18 protein-coding genes, 1 tRNA gene and 1 other annotated feature are annotated in these 19182 nt (G+C 70.4%); of the genes, 5 read left to right on the top strand and 14 right to left on the bottom strand.

Going from position 1 to position 19182, the window contains the following annotated elements; all coding sequences use genetic code 11:
- Positions 1–14 precede the first annotated feature (14 nt).
- Positions 15–338: a hypothetical protein gene (locus IOE58_RS01965; RefSeq protein ID WP_193864744.1), complete on the bottom strand. Its 324-nt coding sequence runs from the start codon at positions 336–338 to the stop codon at positions 15–17.
- Entirely contained in the window at positions 335–1138 is an 804-nt protein-coding gene (locus IOE58_RS01960) for an SDR family oxidoreductase (protein WP_193864743.1), read from the bottom strand. Before IOE58_RS01960 ends, IOE58_RS01965 begins: the two co-directional genes overlap by 4 nt.
- A 140-nt stretch (positions 1139–1278) precedes the next feature.
- Between IOE58_RS01960 and IOE58_RS01955 the strand changes: the two genes are divergently transcribed.
- The 3 genes from IOE58_RS01955 to IOE58_RS01945 all read left to right on the top strand — a co-directional run bounded on the left by IOE58_RS01955 (position 1279) and on the right by IOE58_RS01945 (position 2686).
- Positions 1279–1360: transfer RNA gene (locus tag IOE58_RS01955), tRNA-Leu, on the top strand.
- Positions 1361–1432: 72 nt separating this feature from the next.
- Entirely contained in the window at positions 1433–2110 is a 678-nt protein-coding gene (locus tag IOE58_RS01950) for a histidine phosphatase family protein (protein WP_193864742.1), read from the top strand.
- 39 nt (positions 2111–2149) lie between these two features.
- Complete coding sequence (locus IOE58_RS01945) at positions 2150–2686, top strand: DUF4916 domain-containing protein (protein WP_193864741.1); 537 nt, start codon at positions 2150–2152, stop codon at positions 2684–2686.
- 66 nt (positions 2687–2752) lie between these two features.
- Here the strand turns inward: IOE58_RS01945 and rdgB are convergent, their stop codons facing one another.
- From rdgB to clpS, 6 genes are all read right to left on the bottom strand, one after another.
- Complete coding sequence (rdgB, locus tag IOE58_RS01940; RefSeq protein ID WP_193864740.1) at positions 2753–3385, bottom strand: RdgB/HAM1 family non-canonical purine NTP pyrophosphatase; 633 nt, start codon at positions 3383–3385, stop codon at positions 2753–2755.
- Positions 3382–4191 carry a ribonuclease PH gene (gene rph / locus IOE58_RS01935; protein ID WP_431831684.1) on the bottom strand — a complete coding sequence of 270 codons (810 nt, stop codon included), beginning with the start codon at positions 4189–4191 and terminating at the stop codon, positions 3382–3384. The genes rdgB and rph overlap by 4 nt, the downstream gene beginning before the upstream one ends.
- Positions 4192–4214: 23 nt before the next feature.
- Positions 4215–4997 (bottom strand): MBL fold metallo-hydrolase, encoded by a 783-nt coding sequence (locus IOE58_RS01930; protein ID WP_193864739.1) that lies wholly within the window; start codon positions 4995–4997, stop codon positions 4215–4217.
- Complete coding sequence (murI, locus tag IOE58_RS01925; protein ID WP_193864738.1) at positions 4994–5809, bottom strand: glutamate racemase; 816 nt, start codon at positions 5807–5809, stop codon at positions 4994–4996. The genes IOE58_RS01930 and murI overlap by 4 nt, the downstream gene beginning before the upstream one ends.
- Before the next feature lie 138 nt (positions 5810–5947).
- Positions 5948–6580 (bottom strand): DUF2017 family protein, encoded by a 633-nt coding sequence (locus IOE58_RS01920; protein ID WP_193864737.1) that lies wholly within the window; start codon positions 6578–6580, stop codon positions 5948–5950.
- Positions 6581–6904, bottom strand: a complete 324-nt coding sequence (gene clpS / locus IOE58_RS01915; protein WP_193864736.1) for an ATP-dependent Clp protease adapter ClpS — start codon at positions 6902–6904, stop codon at positions 6581–6583.
- Between the two features lie 102 nt (positions 6905–7006).
- Between clpS and IOE58_RS01910 the strand changes: the two genes are divergently transcribed.
- The gene (locus IOE58_RS01910; protein ID WP_193864735.1) at positions 7007–8386 is read left to right on the top strand and encodes a nicotinate phosphoribosyltransferase; all 1380 of its coding nucleotides are present in this window, start codon (positions 7007–7009) and stop codon (positions 8384–8386) included.
- Positions 8387–8449: 63 nt separating this feature from the next.
- On the opposite strand, the gene IOE58_RS01905 is transcribed toward IOE58_RS01910, so the two are convergent.
- The 4 genes from IOE58_RS01905 to IOE58_RS01890 form a co-directional block, all read right to left on the bottom strand.
- Positions 8450–9672 (bottom strand): IS3 family transposase gene (locus IOE58_RS01905; RefSeq protein WP_193864734.1). Its coding sequence is split into 2 segments (ribosomal slippage): positions 8450–9393 and positions 9393–9672, totalling 1224 coding nucleotides; the frame shifts between segments, so codons are not numbered across the junction.
- Positions 9301–9403 (bottom strand) — a sequence feature (AL1L pseudoknot). It overlaps the preceding gene by 103 nt.
- A 122-nt stretch (positions 9673–9794) precedes the next feature.
- A complete protein-coding gene (locus IOE58_RS01900; protein ID WP_193864733.1) occupies positions 9795–10469 on the bottom strand; it encodes a MerR family transcriptional regulator in 675 nt (224 codons plus the stop codon).
- 222 nt (positions 10470–10691) lie between these two features.
- On the bottom strand, positions 10692–12491 hold the full coding sequence (locus tag IOE58_RS01895; protein ID WP_193864732.1) for a DEAD/DEAH box helicase: 1800 nt from the start codon (positions 12489–12491) through the stop codon (positions 10692–10694).
- Between the two features lie 153 nt (positions 12492–12644).
- Positions 12645–13067: a DUF3039 domain-containing protein gene (locus IOE58_RS01890; RefSeq protein ID WP_396121478.1), complete on the bottom strand. Its 423-nt coding sequence runs from the start codon at positions 13065–13067 to the stop codon at positions 12645–12647.
- 89 nt (positions 13068–13156) lie between these two features.
- Here IOE58_RS01890 and IOE58_RS01885 point away from each other — a divergent pair, with 89 nt between their 5' ends.
- Positions 13157–13624 carry a VanZ family protein gene (locus IOE58_RS01885; protein WP_193864731.1) on the top strand — a complete coding sequence of 156 codons (468 nt, stop codon included), beginning with the start codon at positions 13157–13159 and terminating at the stop codon, positions 13622–13624.
- 78 nt (positions 13625–13702) lie between these two features.
- On the opposite strand, the gene IOE58_RS01880 is transcribed toward IOE58_RS01885, so the two are convergent.
- Both IOE58_RS01880 and hrpA read right to left on the bottom strand, forming a co-directional pair.
- The gene (locus tag IOE58_RS01880; protein ID WP_193864730.1) at positions 13703–15160 is read right to left on the bottom strand and encodes an NAD-dependent malic enzyme; all 1458 of its coding nucleotides are present in this window, start codon (positions 15158–15160) and stop codon (positions 13703–13705) included.
- 119 nt (positions 15161–15279) lie between these two features.
- Positions 15280–19170 carry an ATP-dependent RNA helicase HrpA gene (gene hrpA, locus IOE58_RS01875; RefSeq protein ID WP_193864729.1) on the bottom strand — a complete coding sequence of 1297 codons (3891 nt, stop codon included), beginning with the start codon at positions 19168–19170 and terminating at the stop codon, positions 15280–15282.
- Positions 19171–19182: the final 12 nt, after the last annotated feature.

Here is a 19182-nt window from a genome sequence, read left to right as displayed (position 1 = left end):
TCGCGTGCGCGGGGTCAGCCCCCGACGATGAACGTGCCCGATCCGCCGCCAGTGAGATCCGCCGGCTCGGTCGGGGCACTCGGATCGCCGACAACTCCCCGCTGCCGTGTCGGGGAGTTGTCGGCCGCGTCGAACACGGGGCGTCCCGCGTCCGAGGGTTCTGCCCGTCGGCTCTGCTGCAATGGGGAGGGCTCCTCCTCCGGCGGCTCCTCGAGGGAGCTCTGCTCGGACTCGTCGACCTCGTGATCGGCCTGCCTGGGATCGGGTGTCTCCTGCGAGGCCAGGCCCGGGCCGTCGAGGGGATGGTCCACTCCGGTGCGGTCCGTCGGCTGGGTCATTGCTGCTCCTCCTGCTCATCACTGCTCTGTTCGATCGAGGCGCCGTCGGCTCCGGCGCGGGCCAGGAAGTCGTCGGCGCCGCCCACCAGCTCGATGTGACCGGTGGGCACGTCGGCCGTGGCCATGCGCACGATCTCTGCAGCGAACTCGTCCACGGAGTAGAGGCGACCGGCGGCCTCACGCCGCGCCTCCAGAGCACCGGGGCGTGCCCGGTCCAGCAGGGTGGCGGTGACGGTTCCCTCGATCATGTCGGCGCTGACAACCACGAAGGAGACGCCCTTCTCGGACATCACCGGGATCTGCTCGCTCAGGGCGTCCTCGCCGGCGCGCTTGGAGCGGGCGACCGCCTCGTACTCCGGCATCGTCTCGACGTCCTTGATGAAGTGGGCCTGGTGACTGGTCACGAACACCACGCGGCCACCGGCACCGAGGTGCTCCAGGCCGGCCTCGAGCGCATCCAGCTGGGCGTCGCGGTTCAGGCGGGTGGCGTAGTCCTCCCCGAGGTCCTTCTCCATGCCGCCGGAGGCATTGAGGACCAGCAGGTCCAGTGCGCCGAACTCGTCGACGGCTGTGCGCATCAGGGTGCGCACGTCCTCGGGGCTGGTCAGATCGGCGCCGACGGCCACGGCCCGGCCACCGGCGGCCTCGATCTCGGCGACCACCTTGTTCGCCCGGGGCGCCTTCTGCCGGTAGTTGATCACCACGTTCGCACCCAGCTCGGCCAGCTGCTTCGCGGTGGAGGCTCCCACGCCGCGGGAGGATCCGGTGACGACAGCGGTCTTGCCTGAGAGGACGGCCATGTGAACTCCTGGTCCGATCGGGGGATGTGGTCGATGCAGCGACGGACAGGCGAGCGTCCGGGCTGGGTCCGAGCCTACCGGGAGGGCCCGCCCCAGCGGCAGTGCGGTCCGGGTGCCGTGACCCGCTACCCTGATCAGGCGCGCGAGTGGCGGAATTGGCAGACGCGCTGGATTTAGGTTCCAGTGCCCGAGGGCGTGAGGGTTCGAGTCCCTTCTCGCGCACGATCCCGAGGCGCCGAGCCCCGTTCGGCACCCGGCCCCATGGCACCCAGGCCATATGAGAGGTGAGCACTCGTGACCCTGTTCGGTCTCGTCCGCCACGGGCAGACGGAGTACAACCGCCGGAGCCTGTTCCAGGGCTCCTCGGACATCCCGCTCAACGACGACGGCATCGAGCAGGCCCATCGGGCGCTCGACCACATCCCGGACGTGGACTGGGACGTGGTGATCACCTCCCCCTTGCAGCGGGCCGAGCAGACCGGGCGCATCATCGCGGAGGACCACGGGATCCCCTTCGGCCAGGTTGTTGCTGACCTGCGGGAGATCGACTGGGGCCAGGCCGAGGGGATGGACGTCGACGAGGCGGAGGCTCGCTGGCCGCAGCGCTCCTTCCCCGGGCGTGAGGACCACCAGGAGGTGGCCGACCGCGGCTACGACTCCCTGGAGAAGCTCGAGGAGCAGTACCGGGGCAAGAACGTGCTGGTGGTGGCCCACGGGACGATCATCCGCTTCATCCTCTCGGGCATCGCCGAGCGCGCCCTGGACTCGATCCCCAATGGCACCCTGTCCCTGGTGCGCCTGGAGGGTACCGAGTGGACGGTGGAGATGATCGCCAACGAGCGCGTCCAGAACACCGTGCGCACCGCGTCGCGCGATCAGACCCCGCGCTTCGTCGTCGAGCACCGGAACCTGACCCCGGGGCGGATCCCGCCATGGACGCCACCGATCCGAACACTGAGCACTGAGCACTGAGCACTGAGCACTGATCGACCGCTGAGCCGAGGAGGCCCGATGAACGACACCGCCGTGGACACCGAGGGCGCCTGGTTCGAGCCCGAGCGCATCCGGGAGCTTCGACGCCGCCTGCCCATCCCCTACGTGGACATCGTGCCGGTACGCACCGACACCGACGGCACCATCTCCGAGGTGGGCCTGCTGCTGCGCGCCTCCGGCACCGGGCGCATCGTGCGGGCGATCGTCTCGGGTCGCGTGCTGGTGCACGAGACGCTGCGCGAGGCCATCGCCCGCCACGTGGAGAAGGACCTGGGGCCGATGGCCCTGCCCCGCATCCCGGTGGCGCCCCAGCCGTTCACGGTGGCCGAATACTTCCCCACCCCCGGCCAGTCCCTGTTCACCGATGCGCGGCAGCACGCGATCTCCCTGGCCTACATCGTGCCCGTGGACGGCGAGACCGGCCCGCAGGAGGACGCCCTGGACCTGGCCTGGTGCTCGGTCTCCGAGCTGCTGGACTCCGGGATGCTGGACGAGATGGAGGGCGGGCACGACATCATCGTGCGCCGCGCCCTCGCCCACGGCGGGCTGATCTGACCGCAGCGAGCACCGCCGCACAGCAGCGGTGGCGCCCCCTCGGTTCAGGCCCCGCTCACGCCCCGCTCAGCTCTCCAGGAGCCGGGCCACGTGCACGGCGAGGGCCCGGAACGCCTTCCCGCGGTGGGAGATGGCGTCCTTCTCCTCGGGGCTGAGCTCGGCAGCGGAGCGCTGCTCCCCGTCGGGGCGGAACAGCGGGTCGTAGCCGAAGCCGCCCTCCCCGTGCCGCTCGGTCAGCAGCACACCGGTCATCTCCCCGCGCCCGACGGTCTCGCTGCCGTCCGACGCCACCAGGGCCGCCGCGCACACGAAGCGGGCGGTGCGGTGCTCGGCAGGTACGTCGGCGAGCTGGGCCAGCAGCAGGTCGTTGTTGGCGTCGTCATCGCCATGGCGCCCGCTCCAGCGGGCAGAGAACATGCCGGGGGCCCCACCGAGCACGTCGACGGCCAGGCCGGAGTCGTCGGCCACCGCGAGCAGCCCGGTGGCCGCTGCGGCGGATCGTGCCTTCAGCAGGGCGTTGTCCTCGAAGGTGACGGCAACTTCCACCACGTCGGGCAGGTCGATGCCGGCGGAGGAGATCACGGCCTCCTCGGGCAGCCCGGGGACGGCTGCGGTGAGGATCCGCTGCAGCTCCCGCAGCTTCTTCGTATTGTGGGAGGCCAGGATCACCCGCGCCGCGGCGGGGATGCCCGTGCTCATCGGCCCTCGGCCGGACGGCCCGGTTCCTGCTCGAGCACGCTGCGCTGGATCTCGGCGAGCTCGCCGCAGCCGCGCACGGCCAGGTCCAGCAGGGCGTTGAGCTCGTCGCGGTCGAAGGGCGCACCCTCGGCGGTGCCCTGCACCTCGACGAAGTCCCCACCACCGGTGACCACCACGTTCATGTCGGTCCCGGCGGTCACGTCCTCGCGGTACTCGAGGTCCAGCAGGGGGCGACCGTCGATGATGCCCACGCTGACGGCGCTGACGGTGTCGGTCAGCACGGTGCGGGCCGAAGGGATCGCGGTGTGCTTCTTGCCCCAGGCGACAGCGTCGGCCAGGGCCACGTAGGCGCCGGTGATGGCGGCGGTGCGGGTGCCGCCGTCGGCCTGCAGCACGTCGCAGTCGAGCTGGATGGTGTTCTCCCCGAGAGCCTCGAGGTCGATGACGGCGCGCAGGGAGCGGCCGATGAGGCGGGAGATCTCGTGGGTGCGGCCCCCGATCTTCCCCTTGACGCTCTCGCGGCTGGAGCGGGTGTTGGTCGAGCGCGGCAGCATGGCGTACTCGGCGGTGACCCAACCGGAGCCGGAGCCCTTCTTCCAGCGCGGCACTCCCTCGGTGAAGGTGGCGACGCACAGCACGCGGGTGCGGCCGAACTCGATCAGGGCGCTTCCCTCGGCGTGGGCGAGCCAGCCGCGGGTGATGCGCACCTCGCGCAGCTGCTCGGGGGTGCGACCGTCGACGCGATCGCCGGCGTCGGTCCCACGGGTGGGGATGTCGGTGCTGGTGCTGCTGGTGTCGGCGCTCACGGGCGCGACCTCCTCGGTGGGTGTCAGGGGGACACGTCGAGGATATCCATCGGGCACACCACGCGGATCTCTCCGTCGTGGACCGCGCGCGCCTCCTCCAGTGCCTGCTGGGGCTCGGTCCACGCGGGGATGTGGGTCAGGGCCAGCACCTTCACCCCGGCCCTGGCGGCGCACTCCCCCGCCCGGCGGCCGGTCAGGTGGACCCCGGTGAAGCGGTCGTCGCGGCCCTCGAGATACCCGGCCTCGCACAGGAACAGGTCCGCGCCGGCGGCGAGCTCATCCAGCGCCTGGCAGGAATCGGTGTCCCCGGAGTACACGAACACCTCGTCACCGCAAGTGACACGGAACCCGTACGCCTCGACCGGATGCAGCACCAGGCGGGTCTCGAACCGCAGCGGCCCCACCTCGAACACGTGGCGGTCGCTGATCGAGTGGTACGCGAAGGGGACGGTGTCCACGCCGTCGGGCACATCGCCCTCCCGGCACATCACCGCGGCCAGGCGCTGCGGCAGGGAGGCCGGGGCATGGATCGGCAGCTGGGGAAGGTCGGTGCGCTCGTGGTACGCCCAGGACACCTCCAGGCCCGTGAGGTCCAGGAAGTGGTCGGGGTGCAGGTGGGAGAAGACCACGGCGTCCAACTGGGCGGGGTCGATCACCCGCTGCAGGGGGCCGAACGCACCCGAGCCCAGGTCGATCAGCACCCGCCAGATGCGGCCGGCCTCGTCCTCGTGCTCGAGCAGGTAGCTGGAGGCGGCGCTGCGCGGCCCGGCGAAGCTGCCGGAGCAGCCGATCACGTGGATCCTCATGGTGTCACCGCCGGCAGGGTTGCGGTCATGGTGACCATGGGGCCCAGGAACCGTCGGGAGAGCCGCGCGAAGTCGCTGTCGTGCCCGCGACCGGTGGCGGTCTGAGCGAACACGTGGCGGGGCGGCTCGCGGTCGGTGCGCAGCAGGTCGCTGCCGCGCAGCTGACGGTAGATGTCCAGTGCGGTCTCCTCCGCGGAGGAGACCAGGGTGACGTCCGGGCCCATCACGTAGCTGATGGGCCCGGCGAGCATCGGGTAGTGGGTGCAGCCCAGCACCAGGGTGTCCACCCCGGCCTCGCGCACGGGGGCCAGGTACTCCTCGGCGACCTCGACCACCTCGTCCCCGGTGATCTCGCCGCGCTCGACGAACTCCACGAACCGCGGACAGGCGGCAGTGACGATGTCCAGGGCGGGCGCGGCGGCGAAAGCGTCCTCGTAGGCGCGGGAGGTGATGGTGGCCTGCGTGCCGATCACGCCCACGCGGTGGTTGCGGGTGGCGGCCACGGCACGGCGCACGGCCGGCTGGATCACCTCGACCACGGGCACCCGGTAGCGCTCGCGGGCATCGCGCAGCACAGCAGCCGAGGCGGTGTTGCAGGCGATCACCAGCATCTTCACGCCGCGGTCCACCAGGGAGTCCATGATGTCCAGAGCCAGGGCGCGCACCTCGGCGATCGGGCGGGGCCCGTACGGGGTGTGCGCGGTGTCGCCGATGTAGACCAGCTCCTCCTGTGGCAGCTGGTCCAGCACGGCCCGGGCGACGGTGAGGCCCCCGACGCCGGAGTCGAAGATCCCGATCGGCGCGTTGTTCATCCCGGCCAGCGTAGGCTCCGGGGGGCCTGCCTGCAGTGACGGCGCACTCACTGGGTGCAGGGTCACAGCAGGAGCAGCCGACGGGGCTCAGCGGGGCGGGCGGACGGGATGCGCGGCGGGCCCGTGACCCGGGTGCGGTCAGTCCATGGCGCGCAGCAGGCTCTCCTGAAGCCAGCTGAGCAGCTCGTACACGGCGATCACCACATCGCCTCCCACCTGCCCGGCATCGGCAGGGGTGGCGTCCTCCACCCGCTCCCCGATCTGCTGCAGCATGCGCACGGTGTCGAAGTCGCCGTCCCGCTCCAGCCCCAGGCGATCCGCCAGCACGATCCGCACGTCGTTGACGGCACGCAGGAACGAGACGGCCCCCTCCTGGTCCAGTGCGACCTCGCCGCGGCCGGGCCCGGAGGCGTCCATCACCGTCATCACGCTGCGCAGATCGGCGATCTTGCCCTCGGCGAGGTCCAGCTGGCCCAGGCGCCGGTACTCGGCCGCCAGGGCCGGGTCGCGGGAGGCGTCGGGGAACAGGCGCTTCACGGCGGTATCCGCCGGTTCGCGGGCGTCACGGGAGGCGAACTCGGCCTCCAGGCGCTGCAGCGGGTCCTCGCTGTCGGCGGCCTGCTGGATGGCGCTGGAATCAGCACCGATGCCCAGATCCGCCCGGATCAGATCGGCCGTCTCCTGCGCCACCTGCGCGATGATCGCCTTCTCCTCGGCGTCCAGGCGGCACACCAGGGAGCCGTCGGGTCGACGGCGGAATGCGTGGGCCATTCAGTCCTCCCCCGCCCTCTCCAGGGTGGCGTGCAGGCCGTAGGAGTGCATGGCCTGCACATCGGTCTCGACCCGCTCGCGGGAGCCGCGGGAGACGATCGCGCGGCCCTCCTGGTGCACCTGCATCATCAGCTGCTCGGCAATGGGGCGGGAGTAGCCGAAGTAGCGGCGGAACACGAACACCACATAGCTCATCAGGTTCACCGGGTCGTTCCACACCCCAGTGCACCAGGGCCCGGTGGTCTCGGCCAGATCCTGGGGCGACCGGGAGGTGTCGGTGAGGCCGCCGGGTGCGGACGTGGCCCGCGGTGCCTGGACCGGCATCGATCTCCTCCTCGCTGGGGCCGCACAGGATCTCCGAGCGGTCCGCAAGATTCTACGTGCCGGGTGCGACGGAGGAGCCGTGCGACGCACTACGGTGGAGCGGTGACCACCTCTCTGCTCACCGACCTCTACGAGCTGACCATGCTGCGCGCCGCCCGTCAGGCGGGCGTCGCGGATCGTCGCTGCGTGTTCGAGGTGTTCACCCGCTCCCTTCCCGAGGGCAGGCGCTACGGCGCGCTGGCCGGCACCGGCCGGGTACTGGAGGCGATCGCCGAGTTCCGCTTCGACGACGCTGATCTGCGGTACCTGCACAGTACGGGCACCCTGGACGAGGACACCCTGCAGCATCTGGCGGAGTACCGCTTCACCGGGGACGTGCACGGCTACGAGGAGGGCGAGCTGTACTTCCCGAACTCGCCGGTGCTGCGGGTGGAGGGCACCTTCGGCAATGCGGTGCTGCTGGAGACGGTGATCCTCTCGATCATCAACCATGACAGCGGTGTGGCCTCGGCCGGCTCGCGCATGGTCACCGCGGCCCGCGGCAGACCCTGCATCGAGATGGGAGGCCGGCGGGTCCACGAGGACGCTGCGATCCACGCGGCCCGCGCCGCGTATGTGGTGGGCTTCGACTCCACCTCCAACCTGGCAGCGGGTGCCCACTACCGGATCCCGGTGGCCGGGACCGCCGCCCACGCCTTCACCCTGCTGTTCGACACGGAGGAGGAGGCGTTCCGCGCGCAGCTGGCCGCCCAGGGCACCGACACCGCCCTGCTGGTGGACACCTACGACGTGGAGCAGGCGGTGCGCACCGCCGTGGAGCTGGCCGGTCCGGAGCTGGGCGCCGTGCGCCTGGACTCCGGTGACCTCGAGAAGCAGGCCGCCTCCCTGCGTGAGCTGCTGGACTCCCTGGGGGCCACCGGCACCCGCATCACCGCCACCGGTGATCTGGACGAATACCGGGTGGAGGATCTCAAGGACGACCCGGTGGACGGCTACGGGATCGGCACCAAGCTGGTCACCGGCTCCGGTCACCCCGCCCCCGGTTTCGTGTACAAGCTGGTGGAGCGCGAGGGTGCCGATGGCCTCATGCATCCCGTCGGCAAGATGTCCGAGTCCAAGGCCACCCTGGGTGCCGGCAAGCACGCCTACCGCATGCTGGTGGGCGGGAAGGCCCACGCCGAGCTGGTGCTGCCGGGCGAGGCCGAGGTGGCCGAGTTCGAGCGGGAGCTGCACGCGGAGCTGAACTCCGCCGGCGCCGCCCCCGAGTGGAGCCGCACGGACCTGCGGCCCCTGCAGGTACCTCTCATCCTGGGCGGGGAGCCGGTGGAACCCCTCTCCCAGCCCGAGCTGGCGCAGCGGGCACGGCAGCGCCACCAGGAGTCCCTGGCCGAACTGCAACTGGACCCGGACGAGGGTCCCGACGGCCCCGTCGCGATCCCGACCGTCACCGACGGCATCGAGGCGGCACGCGTGCTGCGCTGAGGCTCGCTCGGACCGGCAACGCAGCCTTGGCGGGGTTGAAGCGCCCTGGGTTTCGTTCCGTGGTTAGACGGTCGCGGGCGCGGTCGTCGTGGTGTGAGTGTAGGCCGCTTCGACTGCCGCTGGAGTGCGGTAGTCGAGCGCCTCGTGGAGCCGGGTCGTGTTCCACCAGTGGACCCAGCCCATCGTCGCCAACTCGACTTCGCTGACCGAATCCCAGATCCGCTTCGAGTAGATCAGTTCCGTCTTGTAGAGACCGTTCACGGTCTCGGCCAGGGCGTTATCGTAGCTATCGCCAACGGTGCCGACTGATGCTTTCACCCCCGCTGCGATGAGAGCGTCCGAATAGGCCAGTGAGACATACTGACTGCCCCTGTCGGAGTGGTGAACCAATCCGCTATTATTCCTGCTTGCACCAGTGGAAAGAAGTGCGTGCTCCAGTGCGAGCAAAGGTAGAGACTGTGTGTGGAGTGTGGGTGCGACCGCCCAGCCGACAATTCTCCGACTGAAGACATCGGTGATGAATGCGACGTAGCAGAATCCGGCGAGGATCCGGACGTAGGTGATGTCAGCGACCCAGAGCTGCCGCGGACGGTCCGCGGCAAACTTCCGTTCCACAAGGTCGGGGCGCTCATCCGGTCCGGCTTCGGGGTGGGTGGTGACGGGCTTGCGGCCTCGGCGAACGCCCTGGAGGCCTGCGATCTTCATCAGCCTCGCGACCTGGTCTCGGCCGACGTCCCATCCCGCGTGCTGCATGGCGTGCCACATCTTCCGGACCCCGTAGACGCTGTAGTTTTCCTGGTGAATCCGCTGCACCTCCTCTATGAGGATCTCGTCCCGAACGCTGCGCGCGGAAGCATTCCTGTTCTTGGAGGCGCGGTATCCGCGGGAGGTGATGAACCCACATTCTGTCGCACCGAGGATGCGGCAGATGGCCCAGGCCCCGAACTGATCGCGATGCATGTCGATGAACGCGATCATTTCGTCGTGGGGCGGTCGAGTTCCGCTGCAAAAAACGCCGAGGCGGCTTTCAGGATCTCGTTCGCGCGCCGTGCCTCGGCGAGTTCTCGCCGGAGCCGGCGGTTCTCCTCCTCGAGCGGCTCTCCCGGGCCGGCTGGTTCGGTGGGGCCGTAGCGGTTGCACCAGATCCGCAGGGTCTCCTCCCCGACACCGAGCTGCGGGGCGACCGCACGGATCGATGCTGCACGGGGACCACCCTCGCGGGCCTGACGGTCGTAGACCATACGCACGGCACGGTCACGCAGCTCTGGACGGAACTTCTTGGGCATGCTCCGATTCTCCTTGCTGAGACTCGGAACGGAACCCAGGGCGCTTCACCATGAGCCCACCCACAAGGAGCCAGCTGTCCAGCTCGAACGACATGGCCACCTCAGTCAGCAAGGCGTGCGGATCAGAGCGCATGGGCAACCGACTCCAGCTCGGAGGCTGCAGCAGCGGACTCCCGCGCATCACCGAGCACATACGTGTCCACCAGCCATCTGGCTCCGCGATTGTCGTGGGGCCGCTCGATGACGACGAGGTCGCCATCGGGATCTGCTGCAACCGGCTGGCTCGCCTCGAACTGGTCGAGGTCGACCACCTCGGCGAACCGCATCCACGACTCACCCGCCACGATCCCCAGGGCGGATAGATCTGCAATACTGGGGCCGATCAGGTGAGCATCCACCTCGCCGAGGGTTCGATACCTCGACCATGTGCCGATCCACGACGAGGAGGCGATCTGCCGGGCGGTCATTTCGCGCAGTGCCGCCCGCAGTCTTGATCGCTCAGATGATGAGACCGAATCGCCTTGCCCGCCGGACAGCAGATCAATGGCTGCCTCGAGTGTCCTGCTGGACCACTTCCGTCCACGTGATGTCGTCCGGACCCACGCCTGCACGGCTAGGTCGTCCGTCGTGACCTGTCGCCCGAGCACCCGGGCCATACCAAGCCGTCCATCCCCCAGCGCCCGTTGCACCGTTCGCAGGCTCACGCCGGCAATCTGCGCTGCGTCCGCGACGGTCAACTCCATGCAGAAATCGTCGCATGAGCGACGCTTTCCGTCAATCACCGGGCCGCGGCTCACCACTCTGCTCCTTCCCGCACTAGGGCCGATTCTGCGGGCCGGGCGCTCCGCTGATGCCTCTAGGCACTCACCTACTCAAGCGAACAACGAGACCGACTACCACGCCGACCTCGACAACAGTGGGCCTGGCCAGAGAGCTTCGCGGTGTGCCGACAAGCCCGCGACCTCGTCGAGAGACTGAACACCAGCGCTCGTGATTCCGGGCAGCGTTCGCCGTACCCCTCAGCGCCTTCCCACGAACCAGCCGCGCAGGGTGTCGATCCGCTCCTGCAGCTGATCGGCGCTGGCCTGGGGAACGGCGGGGCCGCCGCAACGGTTGCGCAGGGTGGTGTGCACCGAGCCGTGCGGGGTGCCGGACTTGCGCGACCACGCCGAGACCAGGGAGCTGAGCTCCTTGCGCAGGTCCATGAGACGGCGGTGGTCCACCACGCCGGGCTGCGGGGTGCGGGAGGCGCCGTTCTGACGACGGGACTGCTGCTGGGCCTGGTGCTGCTGCAGCACGGTGCGCATCTGCTCGGTGTCCAGCAGGCCGGGGATCCCCAGGAACTCCTGTTCGTCCTCGCTGCCCACCACTCCCCCGGCGCCGTACTCGCCGCCGTCGAACAGCACCCGGTCGAAGGACGCCTCGGACTCGAGGGCCTCGAAGCGCATCTCCAGCTGCTCGGAGGCCCGCTCGGAGCGGTTGGCCTCCTCGATAAGGGCCTCGTCCAGCCCCGTGAGCGCATCGCCCGCATCGGGCCTGCGGTCCAGCACATGGTCCCGCTCGGCCTCCATCGCGGCTGCGTGCGCCATCAGGATCGGCACCGAGGGGATGAACACGCTGGCGGTCTCCCCACGGGTGCGGGAGCGCACGAAGCGGCCCACGGCCTGCGCGAAGAACATGGGGGTGGCGGTGGAGGTCGCGTACACGCCGACCGCCAGGCGGGGCACGTCCACGCCCTCGGAGACCATGCGCACCGCGACCATCCAGCGGTCCTCGGATTCGGAGAACGCCTCGATGCGCTTGCCGGCGCCGGCATCGTCGGAGAGCACCACGGTGGGCTGCTCGCCGGTGAGGTCGGCGAGGGTGGCCGCGTAGGCGCGGGCGGACTTCTGATCGGTGGCGATCACCAGTCCCCCGGCGTCGGGCACGTGGCGGCGCACCTCGGTGAGGCGACGGTCCGCGGCCGAGAGCACGGCCTGGATCCACTCGCCCTTGGGGTCCAGGGCGGTGCGCCAGGCCTGCTGGGTGATGTCCTTGGTCTCCAGCGCGCCGAGCTGCGCGGAGACCTCGTCACCCGTCTTGGTGCGCCAGTGCATCCGCCCGGAGTAGGTCATGAACAGCACCGGCCGCACCACGTGGTCCTGCAGGGCGTCGCGGTAGCCGTAGGTGTAGTCGGCCTTGGAGCGCAGGAAGCCCTCGCCGTCCTCCTCGTAGGTGACGAAGGGGATCTGGGAGTCGTCGGAGCGGAACGGGGTGCCGGTCAGCGCGAGCCGCCGGGTGGCGGGGTCGAAGGCCTCACGCACGCCGTCGCCCCAGGTGAGGGCGTCGCCGGCGTGGTGGATCTCGTCCAGGATCACCAGCGTGCGATCGGCCTCGGTGCGGGCGCGGTGCAGTCCCGGGTTCATTCCCACCTGTGCGTAGGTGATGGCCACGCCCTGGTACTGGGCGCCATGGCGGCCCTGGGCGTTGGTGAAGTTCGGATCCAGGGAGATGCCCACGCGGGCGGCGGAATCGGCCCACTGCGCCTTGAGGTGCTCGGTGGGGGCCACCACGGTCACCCGACGCACCGTGCCGGCCGCGAGCAGCCGGGCCGCGACCTGCAGCGCGAAGGTGGTCTTGCCTGCACCCGGGGTCGCCACGGCCAGGAAGTCCTTCGGCTGGGCCTCGCGGTACTGGTCCAGCGCGGCCTGCTGCCAGGCTCGCAGCTTGGGGGCGGTGCCCCAGGCGGCGCGTTCGGGGTAGGCAGGCGGGAGCGACCGGGCTGCCGCCTCGGAGGGGCGGCGCGGGTCACTGGAGGGGGGATGGTTCAGCGCAGTCACAGCGTGCCCCACCGTACCGCCGCGCACCGACGAACCGGCGCCGTGTCGCTGTGAGGAGATCGACCACCCAGCAGTCCCCGATCGACCCGCCGGCAGTCCCCGATCGACCGATCTGGCCGGCCGGTCCCCGAGGGTCGATCGAGGGACGCGCTGTCAGCGGCGCCCGCCGAAGAAGCCCCGGAACCCTCCGCGGCCGGAGCCCTTGCCACCCTCGCCGTCGCCGTCCTGCGGGCCGCGGATGCCGTCGTAGATCTCCTTGCACGCCGGGCAGACCGGGTACTTCTTCGGGTCACGGCCCGGCACCCACACCTTCCCGCACAGAGCGATCACGGGCGAGCCGTCCAGGGCGGCCTGGGTGACCTTGTCCTTGCGCACGTAGTGGGCGAAGCGGTCGTGGTCACCGTCGTCGGTGGTCTGCTCCTTCTCCTGCACCTGCCTGTCCAGCACCGCGGTGGAGGTGGGCGAGGCGCCCGGGTCCTCCCGGTACGGATCGGTGTGCGAGGGGTCCGAGGTCATGCGAGCCCCAAGGGCAGAGCCGACGGCGATGGTACGGGCAGCAGTGGTGCGGATGGTCATGGCGACTCCCTCGGTCGTTGCGCGAATGCCCCGAGCCTAGCGGCCCTGCCTCCCTGAGGCACGGGGGGATCCGTGCCACCATGCCCGCCATGAGCATCGCCTCGGACCTGATCGCCCGCACGCCCACCGAGATCCGCCGCGCCGGGGGCTCGGTGCCGTGGAGGCTGGGCCTGCTGGGCCTCGCTCTGCTGCTCAACATCGGCTTCTACCTGCCGACCGTCCCCTCGAGCATCCCGGGGCTCGCAGTGCCGGGCCTCGACAAGGTGGCCCACGTGCTGGTGTTCGCCCTGACCGTGTGGGCGGCCGGGCGCGTGCTGGCACCGGTGAAGCGGTTCCCGATGGGATGGGTGGTGATAGCGGCCCTGGTGCATGCCGTCCTGTCCGAGCTCGTGCAGCTCGTGGCTCTCCCCGAACGTGCGGGGACGGCGGGCGATCTGATCGCCGACATGGTCGGCATCGCCCTGGGCCTGGGGCTGTGGATCGGCGAACGCCAGCGCCGCCGGCGACTGCTGGAGACGATCGACGAGCTCGAGCCCGCGCCGCTGGCCCAGCGCTGAGCCGCAGGACGACCGGGGCAAGCCGCCATCGGGCCGGCGGCCGTGGTGCCGGGGTGGAAGCGCCGACGCCGGGCGTGCTCAGCCCTCCAGGCTGATCTCGTCGGCGTACACGGCCTGGATGGCGCCGGTGATGGTGTCCACCGTGCCGGCGTCCTCCCGTGCCACCTGCTCCACGGCACTGGCCACGGCCTTGGTGACACCTTCGTGGAACACGCTGGGCACGATGTAGGTGGGGTTGAGCTCCTCGGGCGTGACCACGTCGGCCAGGGCCTTCGCCGCGGCCAGCAGCATGCGGTCGGTGACCCGGGTGGCACGAGCATCGAGCAGGCCGCGGAAAACGCCGGGGAAGGCCAGCACGTTGTTGATCTGGTTGGAGAAGTCGCTGCGTCCGGTGGCCACGACCTCCGCGTGCTTGGCGGCCTCGGAGGGATCGATCTCCGGGGTGGGATTGGCCATCGCGAACACCACGGAGCGATCTGCCATGGTGGCCACGTCCTCGGCGGTGAGGATGTTGCCGGCACTGACGCCGATGAACACGTCGGCCCCGGCGACGGCGTCGCGCAGGGTGCCGGTGATGCCGCGCGGATTTGTGACCTCGGCGATCCACGGCAGGCGACCGGCGAGCTGCTCGCGGCCCTCGTGGACGACGCCGTCGACGTCGGTGACCACGACGTCCCGCGCCCCGGCGGCGCGCAGCAGGCTGAGGATCGCGGTGCCGGCCGCGCCTGCGCCGGACAGCACGATGCGGGCGGTCTCGATCTTCTTGTCGACCACCCGCAGGGCGTTGCGCAGCGCGGCCACCACGACGATGGCGGTGCCGTGCTGGTCGTCATGGAACACGGGGATGTCCAGCTCAGCCCGGAGGCGGTCCTCGATCTCGAAGCAGCGGGGGGCGGAGATGTCCTCGAGGTTGATGCCGGCGAACACGGGGGCGATCGCCTTGACATGGGCGACGATGTCGTCGACCGAGTGGGCGTCCAGGCATATCGGGAAGGCGTCGATGTTGGCGAAGCGCTTGAACAGGGCCGCCTTGCCCTCCATCACCGGCATGGCCGCCAGCGGCCCCAGGTCCCCCAGGCCCAGGATGGCGGAGCCGTCGGAGACCACCGCGACGGTGTTGCGCTTGATGGTCAGGCGGCGGGCGTCCTCGGGGTTCTCCGCGATGGCCTTGACCACCCGGGCCACGCCCGGGGTGTAGACCATGGAGAGATCGTCACGGTGGCGGATCGGAACCTTCGACTCGACGGTGAGCTTGCCGCCCAGGTGGGCCAGGAAGGTGCGGTCGGAGACCTTGCCCAGCTCCACGCCGTCCAGCACGCGCAGCTCCTCGACGATCTCCATCGCGTGATCGTGGCCGCCGGTGAGGACGGTGATGTCGGCCCGCATCCGCTCCGGCCCGGAGGCGGAGACGTCCAGGGCGGTGACCGAGCCCCCGTGGCGCTCGATGCTGCCGGTGATGTCGCTGACGGCGGCGGAGCGTGCCGCGAACTCGAGACGGATGGTGATGGAGTAGCTCACGGAGGGCATCGGTGACATGGGACACAGAGTATCCGTCGGCCCGCCGGACCGTAGTCATTCAGCCGACGAACGGTGCCACGTCGTGCGCGTGGCGCACCCAGATCGCCTGAGCGGTGGGCACCATCTGGCTGGGGCGCTCACCCCAGTTCTGCGATGGCCTTGCGGATCCGCTTGTCCGAGACGGTGTACTTCGTGCCCAGGGTCTGGGCGAACAGGCTCACGCGGAGCTCCTCGAGCATCCAGGGGATCTCACCGGCGTCCGGTTCGGCCAGGCGACGGGCGGAGAGCTTCGCCCGGACTCCCTCCCAGTACCGGGTGATGTCGTCGATCTGCCAGGCGAGCTGGTCATCACGACGGGGATTCTGCTGCAGCTTGTCCAGGCGAACCAGATCGGTCTCGAGATACCGGCGCAGGTCCCCCAGGTGGTCCAGTCCCGTGCGGGAGATGAAGCCGTCGCCCAGCAGGGAGGCGGCGTGCTCGCGGATCGCGGTGAGTGTGTTCAGGATCGCCAGCGAGGAGGCGCGGGAGACCTCCTTCTGCAGCCGGCCGTGGACGGCGAGCGCACCGGCGGCGTCCTTGACGGCCTGGGCGGCGAGCACGTCGTGGCGTGCGCGCACCTGCTCCTGCAGTGCGTCGTACTCGGCACGGGTGCGCGCGGTGCCCTCCCCCACCAGGTGGGCGGTGGCGGCGCGGGAAGCATCGGCCAGCAGGGCCGCGGTGGAGGGGTAGTCCGAACCGGCCACGGCCAGCTTGGTGGGGTTGGGAAGGGAGTTCAGCACCCCGGACAGGTCCGTCCCCACCTCCCGGTCGATCAGGGCGATCAGACCGGCGCGGTGAGCCAGGGACTGCTCGTCCTCGGTGGCGAGGACGGCCAGGTCGATGCGGGTGACGGTGCCGTCCTTGTCGCGACGGGCCACCAGTGCGGGGTAGCCGGTGACCTTCAGCCCGCCCACGGTGGACTCGTGGACGCGCGGCACCCCGTCCTCGGGGAAGCTGCGCAGGTCGGTGCGGTCCAGGTCGTCACCGCGGGAGGAGACCGAGGCCTCCATGCGCTGTTTGAGGCGGGCCTTGAGATCGGCCAGGGAGTCGCCGCTGCCGATCTGGCGGCCCTTGGCGTCCACCACCCGGAAGTGCATGCGCAGGTGGGCGGGCAGCTTCGCCAGGTCGAACTCGGCCCCATACAGGGGGAGGTCCTGGGGCACCCCGGGCAGGGCCACCAGCTCATCGGCCACGGCCTCCACGAAGGGCTCGCCCGCATCGGGGTCGTCGTCGTGGAGGGTTGCGGCCACGGCTTTGGCCCGCTCGGGGGCCGGCACCAGGTGGCGGCGGATCGGTTTGGGCAGGGAGCGGATCAGCTCGGTGATCAGCTCGTGGCGCATGCCGGGCACCAACCAGTCGAAGCCGCGCGGCTCGAGACGGTTCAGCACGGCCAGCGGCACGGTGGCGGTCACGCCATCGGCCCCCTTGGCCCCCACCTCGCCGAACGAGTAGCTCAGCGGCAGGGTGATGTCGCCCTGCACCCAGGTGTCCGGGTAGTCCCGTGCCAGGTGGGCGACGTCGGCGTCCGGGTCCAGCAGGTCGTCCTCGGTGAGGGTGAGCAGGTCCGGCGTCTCGTGCCGTTGCTTCTTCCACCAGGAGTCGAAGTGGGCGCCGGAGACCACCTCGGCGGGGATCCGCTCGTCGTAGAAGCGGAACAGCTGCTCGTCGGAGACCAGCAGGTCGCGCCGACGGGTCTTGGCCTCCAGTTCCTCGAGTCGGGCGATGAGGGCACGGTTGTCGCGGAAGAAGTGGTGGCGGGTGCGCCAGTCCCCCTCGATCAGGGCGTGCTGGATGAAGATGTCGCGAGCGGCCTCGGGGTCGATGCGTCCGTAGCCCACCACGCGGTCGGCCACGATGGGAACCCCGTACAGGGTGACCTTCTCGTGGGCCATCGCGCCGGCCTGCTTGGAGGACCAGTGCGGTGCGGAATGTGAGCGCCGCACCACGTGGGCGCCCACCTCCTCGGCCCAGGCGGGGTCGATGCGCGCGGCGGTGCGGCCCCACAGCCGGGAGGTCTCCACCAGCTCGGCGACCATCACGTAGTCGGGGCGCTTCTTGGCCAGGGCCGAGCCGGGCCAGATCGCGAAGCGGGCGCCGCGGGCCCCGGTGTACTCGCGGGAGCGCTCCTCGTACAGGCCTACATGGCTGAGCAGGCCCGCCAGCAGCGCCTGGTGGATGGCCTGAGGGCTTGCGGGGGTGTCGTTGCGGGAGAGCCCCACGTCCTTGGCCATGTCCCGCAGCTGGGAGTGCAGGTCCCACCATTCACGGATCCGCAGGTAGTGCAGGAACTCCGAGCGCACCTCGCGGCGGAAGGCGGAGCCGGACAGCGCATCGCGGCGCTGCTGCAGGTGCTCCCACAGCTTCAGATAGGCCAGGAAGTCGCTGGTCTCGTCCTCGAAGCGGCGGTGCTTCTCCTTGGCCTGCTGCTCCTGGCCCAGGGGCCGCTCGCGGGGATCCTGGATCTCCAGGGCCGCCACGATGATCAGCACCTCCCGCAGCGCCCCGAGGCGGTGCGCCTCGATCAGCATGCGCGCCATGCGGGGATCCAGGGGGAAGCGGGCCAGGGTGCGGCCCACCTTCGTCAGTCGGCGCCCGCCGGGCTGACCAGGGGCGTCCTCGATGGCACCCAGCTCCTCCAGCAGACGCACACCGTCGGTGATGGCGCGCGTGGCGGGGGGCTCGACGAAGGGGAAGGACTCCACGTCGCCCAGGCCCAGCGAGGTCATCAACAGCACCACGGAGGCCAGAGAGGTGCGCAGGATCTCCGGCTCGGTGTACTCGGGCCGGGCCTCGTAGTCCTCCTGGGAGTACAGGCGGATGGCGATGCCGGGGGCGGTACGGCCGGAGCGTCCCGAGCGCTGGTTCGCGCTGGCCTGGGAGATCGCCTCGATCGGCAGGCGCTGCACCTTGGTGCGCTGGGAGTACCTCGAGATCCGGGCCAGGCCCGAGTCGATCACGTACGTGATGCCCGGGACGGTCAGGGAGGTCTCGGCGACGTTCGTGGACAGGATGATGCGGCGGAAGGTGCCGGCGGGGGGCGGGGTGAAGATCTTCTGCTGGTCGGCGGCGGAGAGCCGGCCGAACAGGGGCAGCACCTCCACCGGCAGGGCGGCCCGGCCCCGGGTGCCGCGCCCCAGGTGGGAGCTGAGGGCATCGGCGATCTCCCGGATCTCCCGCTCACCGGGCAGGAACACCAGCATGTCGCCGGGGCCCTCAGCAGCCAGTTCGTCCACAGCGTCGGTGATGGCCTGGGTGAGGTCACGCTCGACGGAGTGGATGTCGTCCAGGTCGTCGTCCTCGCCCGCGTCCCCCTCGAGGTCGGGCTCGAGCACCAGGGGGCGATAGCGGATCTCCACGGGGTAGGTGCGGCCGGAGACCTCGAGGATCGGCGCCGGCTCCTGGTCGCCGGAGGGGAGGCGGCAAGAGAAGTGGGCCGCGAAGCGCTCGGGGTCGATGGTGGCGGAGGTGATGATGACCTTGAGATCGGGTCGCTCGGGCAGGATCTGCCGCAGGTAGCCCAGGATCACGTCGATGGTGAGGGAGCGCTCGTGGGCCTCGTCGATGATGATCGCGTCGTAGCGCTTCAGCAGCCGGTCCCGGCCGATCTCCGCCAGCAGGATGCCGTCGGTCATCAGCTTGAGGCGGGCCCCGCGGCTGGTCTCCTTGGTGAACCGCACCTGGTAACCGACGGTGCCCTCGCCCAGCTTCTCCCCCAGCTCCGCGGCGATCCGCTGCGCCACCGAGCGGGCGGCGATGCGTCGCGGCTGCGTGTGGCCGATCAGGCGGCCCTTGGCCCCGTACCCCAGCTCGAGCAGCATCTTGGGGATCTGGGTGGTCTTGCCGGATCCGGTCTCGCCGGCGATCACCACCACCTGGTTCTCGCGGATGGCCGCCTGGATGTCCTCGCGGCGCTGGGAGACGGGCAGGTCCGTGGGGTAGGTGATCCGCAGGTCAGTCCTGGGGCGGTCGGCGGGGGCGTTCTCGGTCATGACGGGCCAACT

It is taken from the genome of Brachybacterium epidermidis (genome assembly GCF_015209585.1).
GTDB classification, from domain to species: domain Bacteria; phylum Actinomycetota; class Actinomycetes; order Actinomycetales; family Dermabacteraceae; genus Brachybacterium; species Brachybacterium epidermidis.
This window is presented reverse-complemented; position numbering and strand designations above follow the sequence as displayed.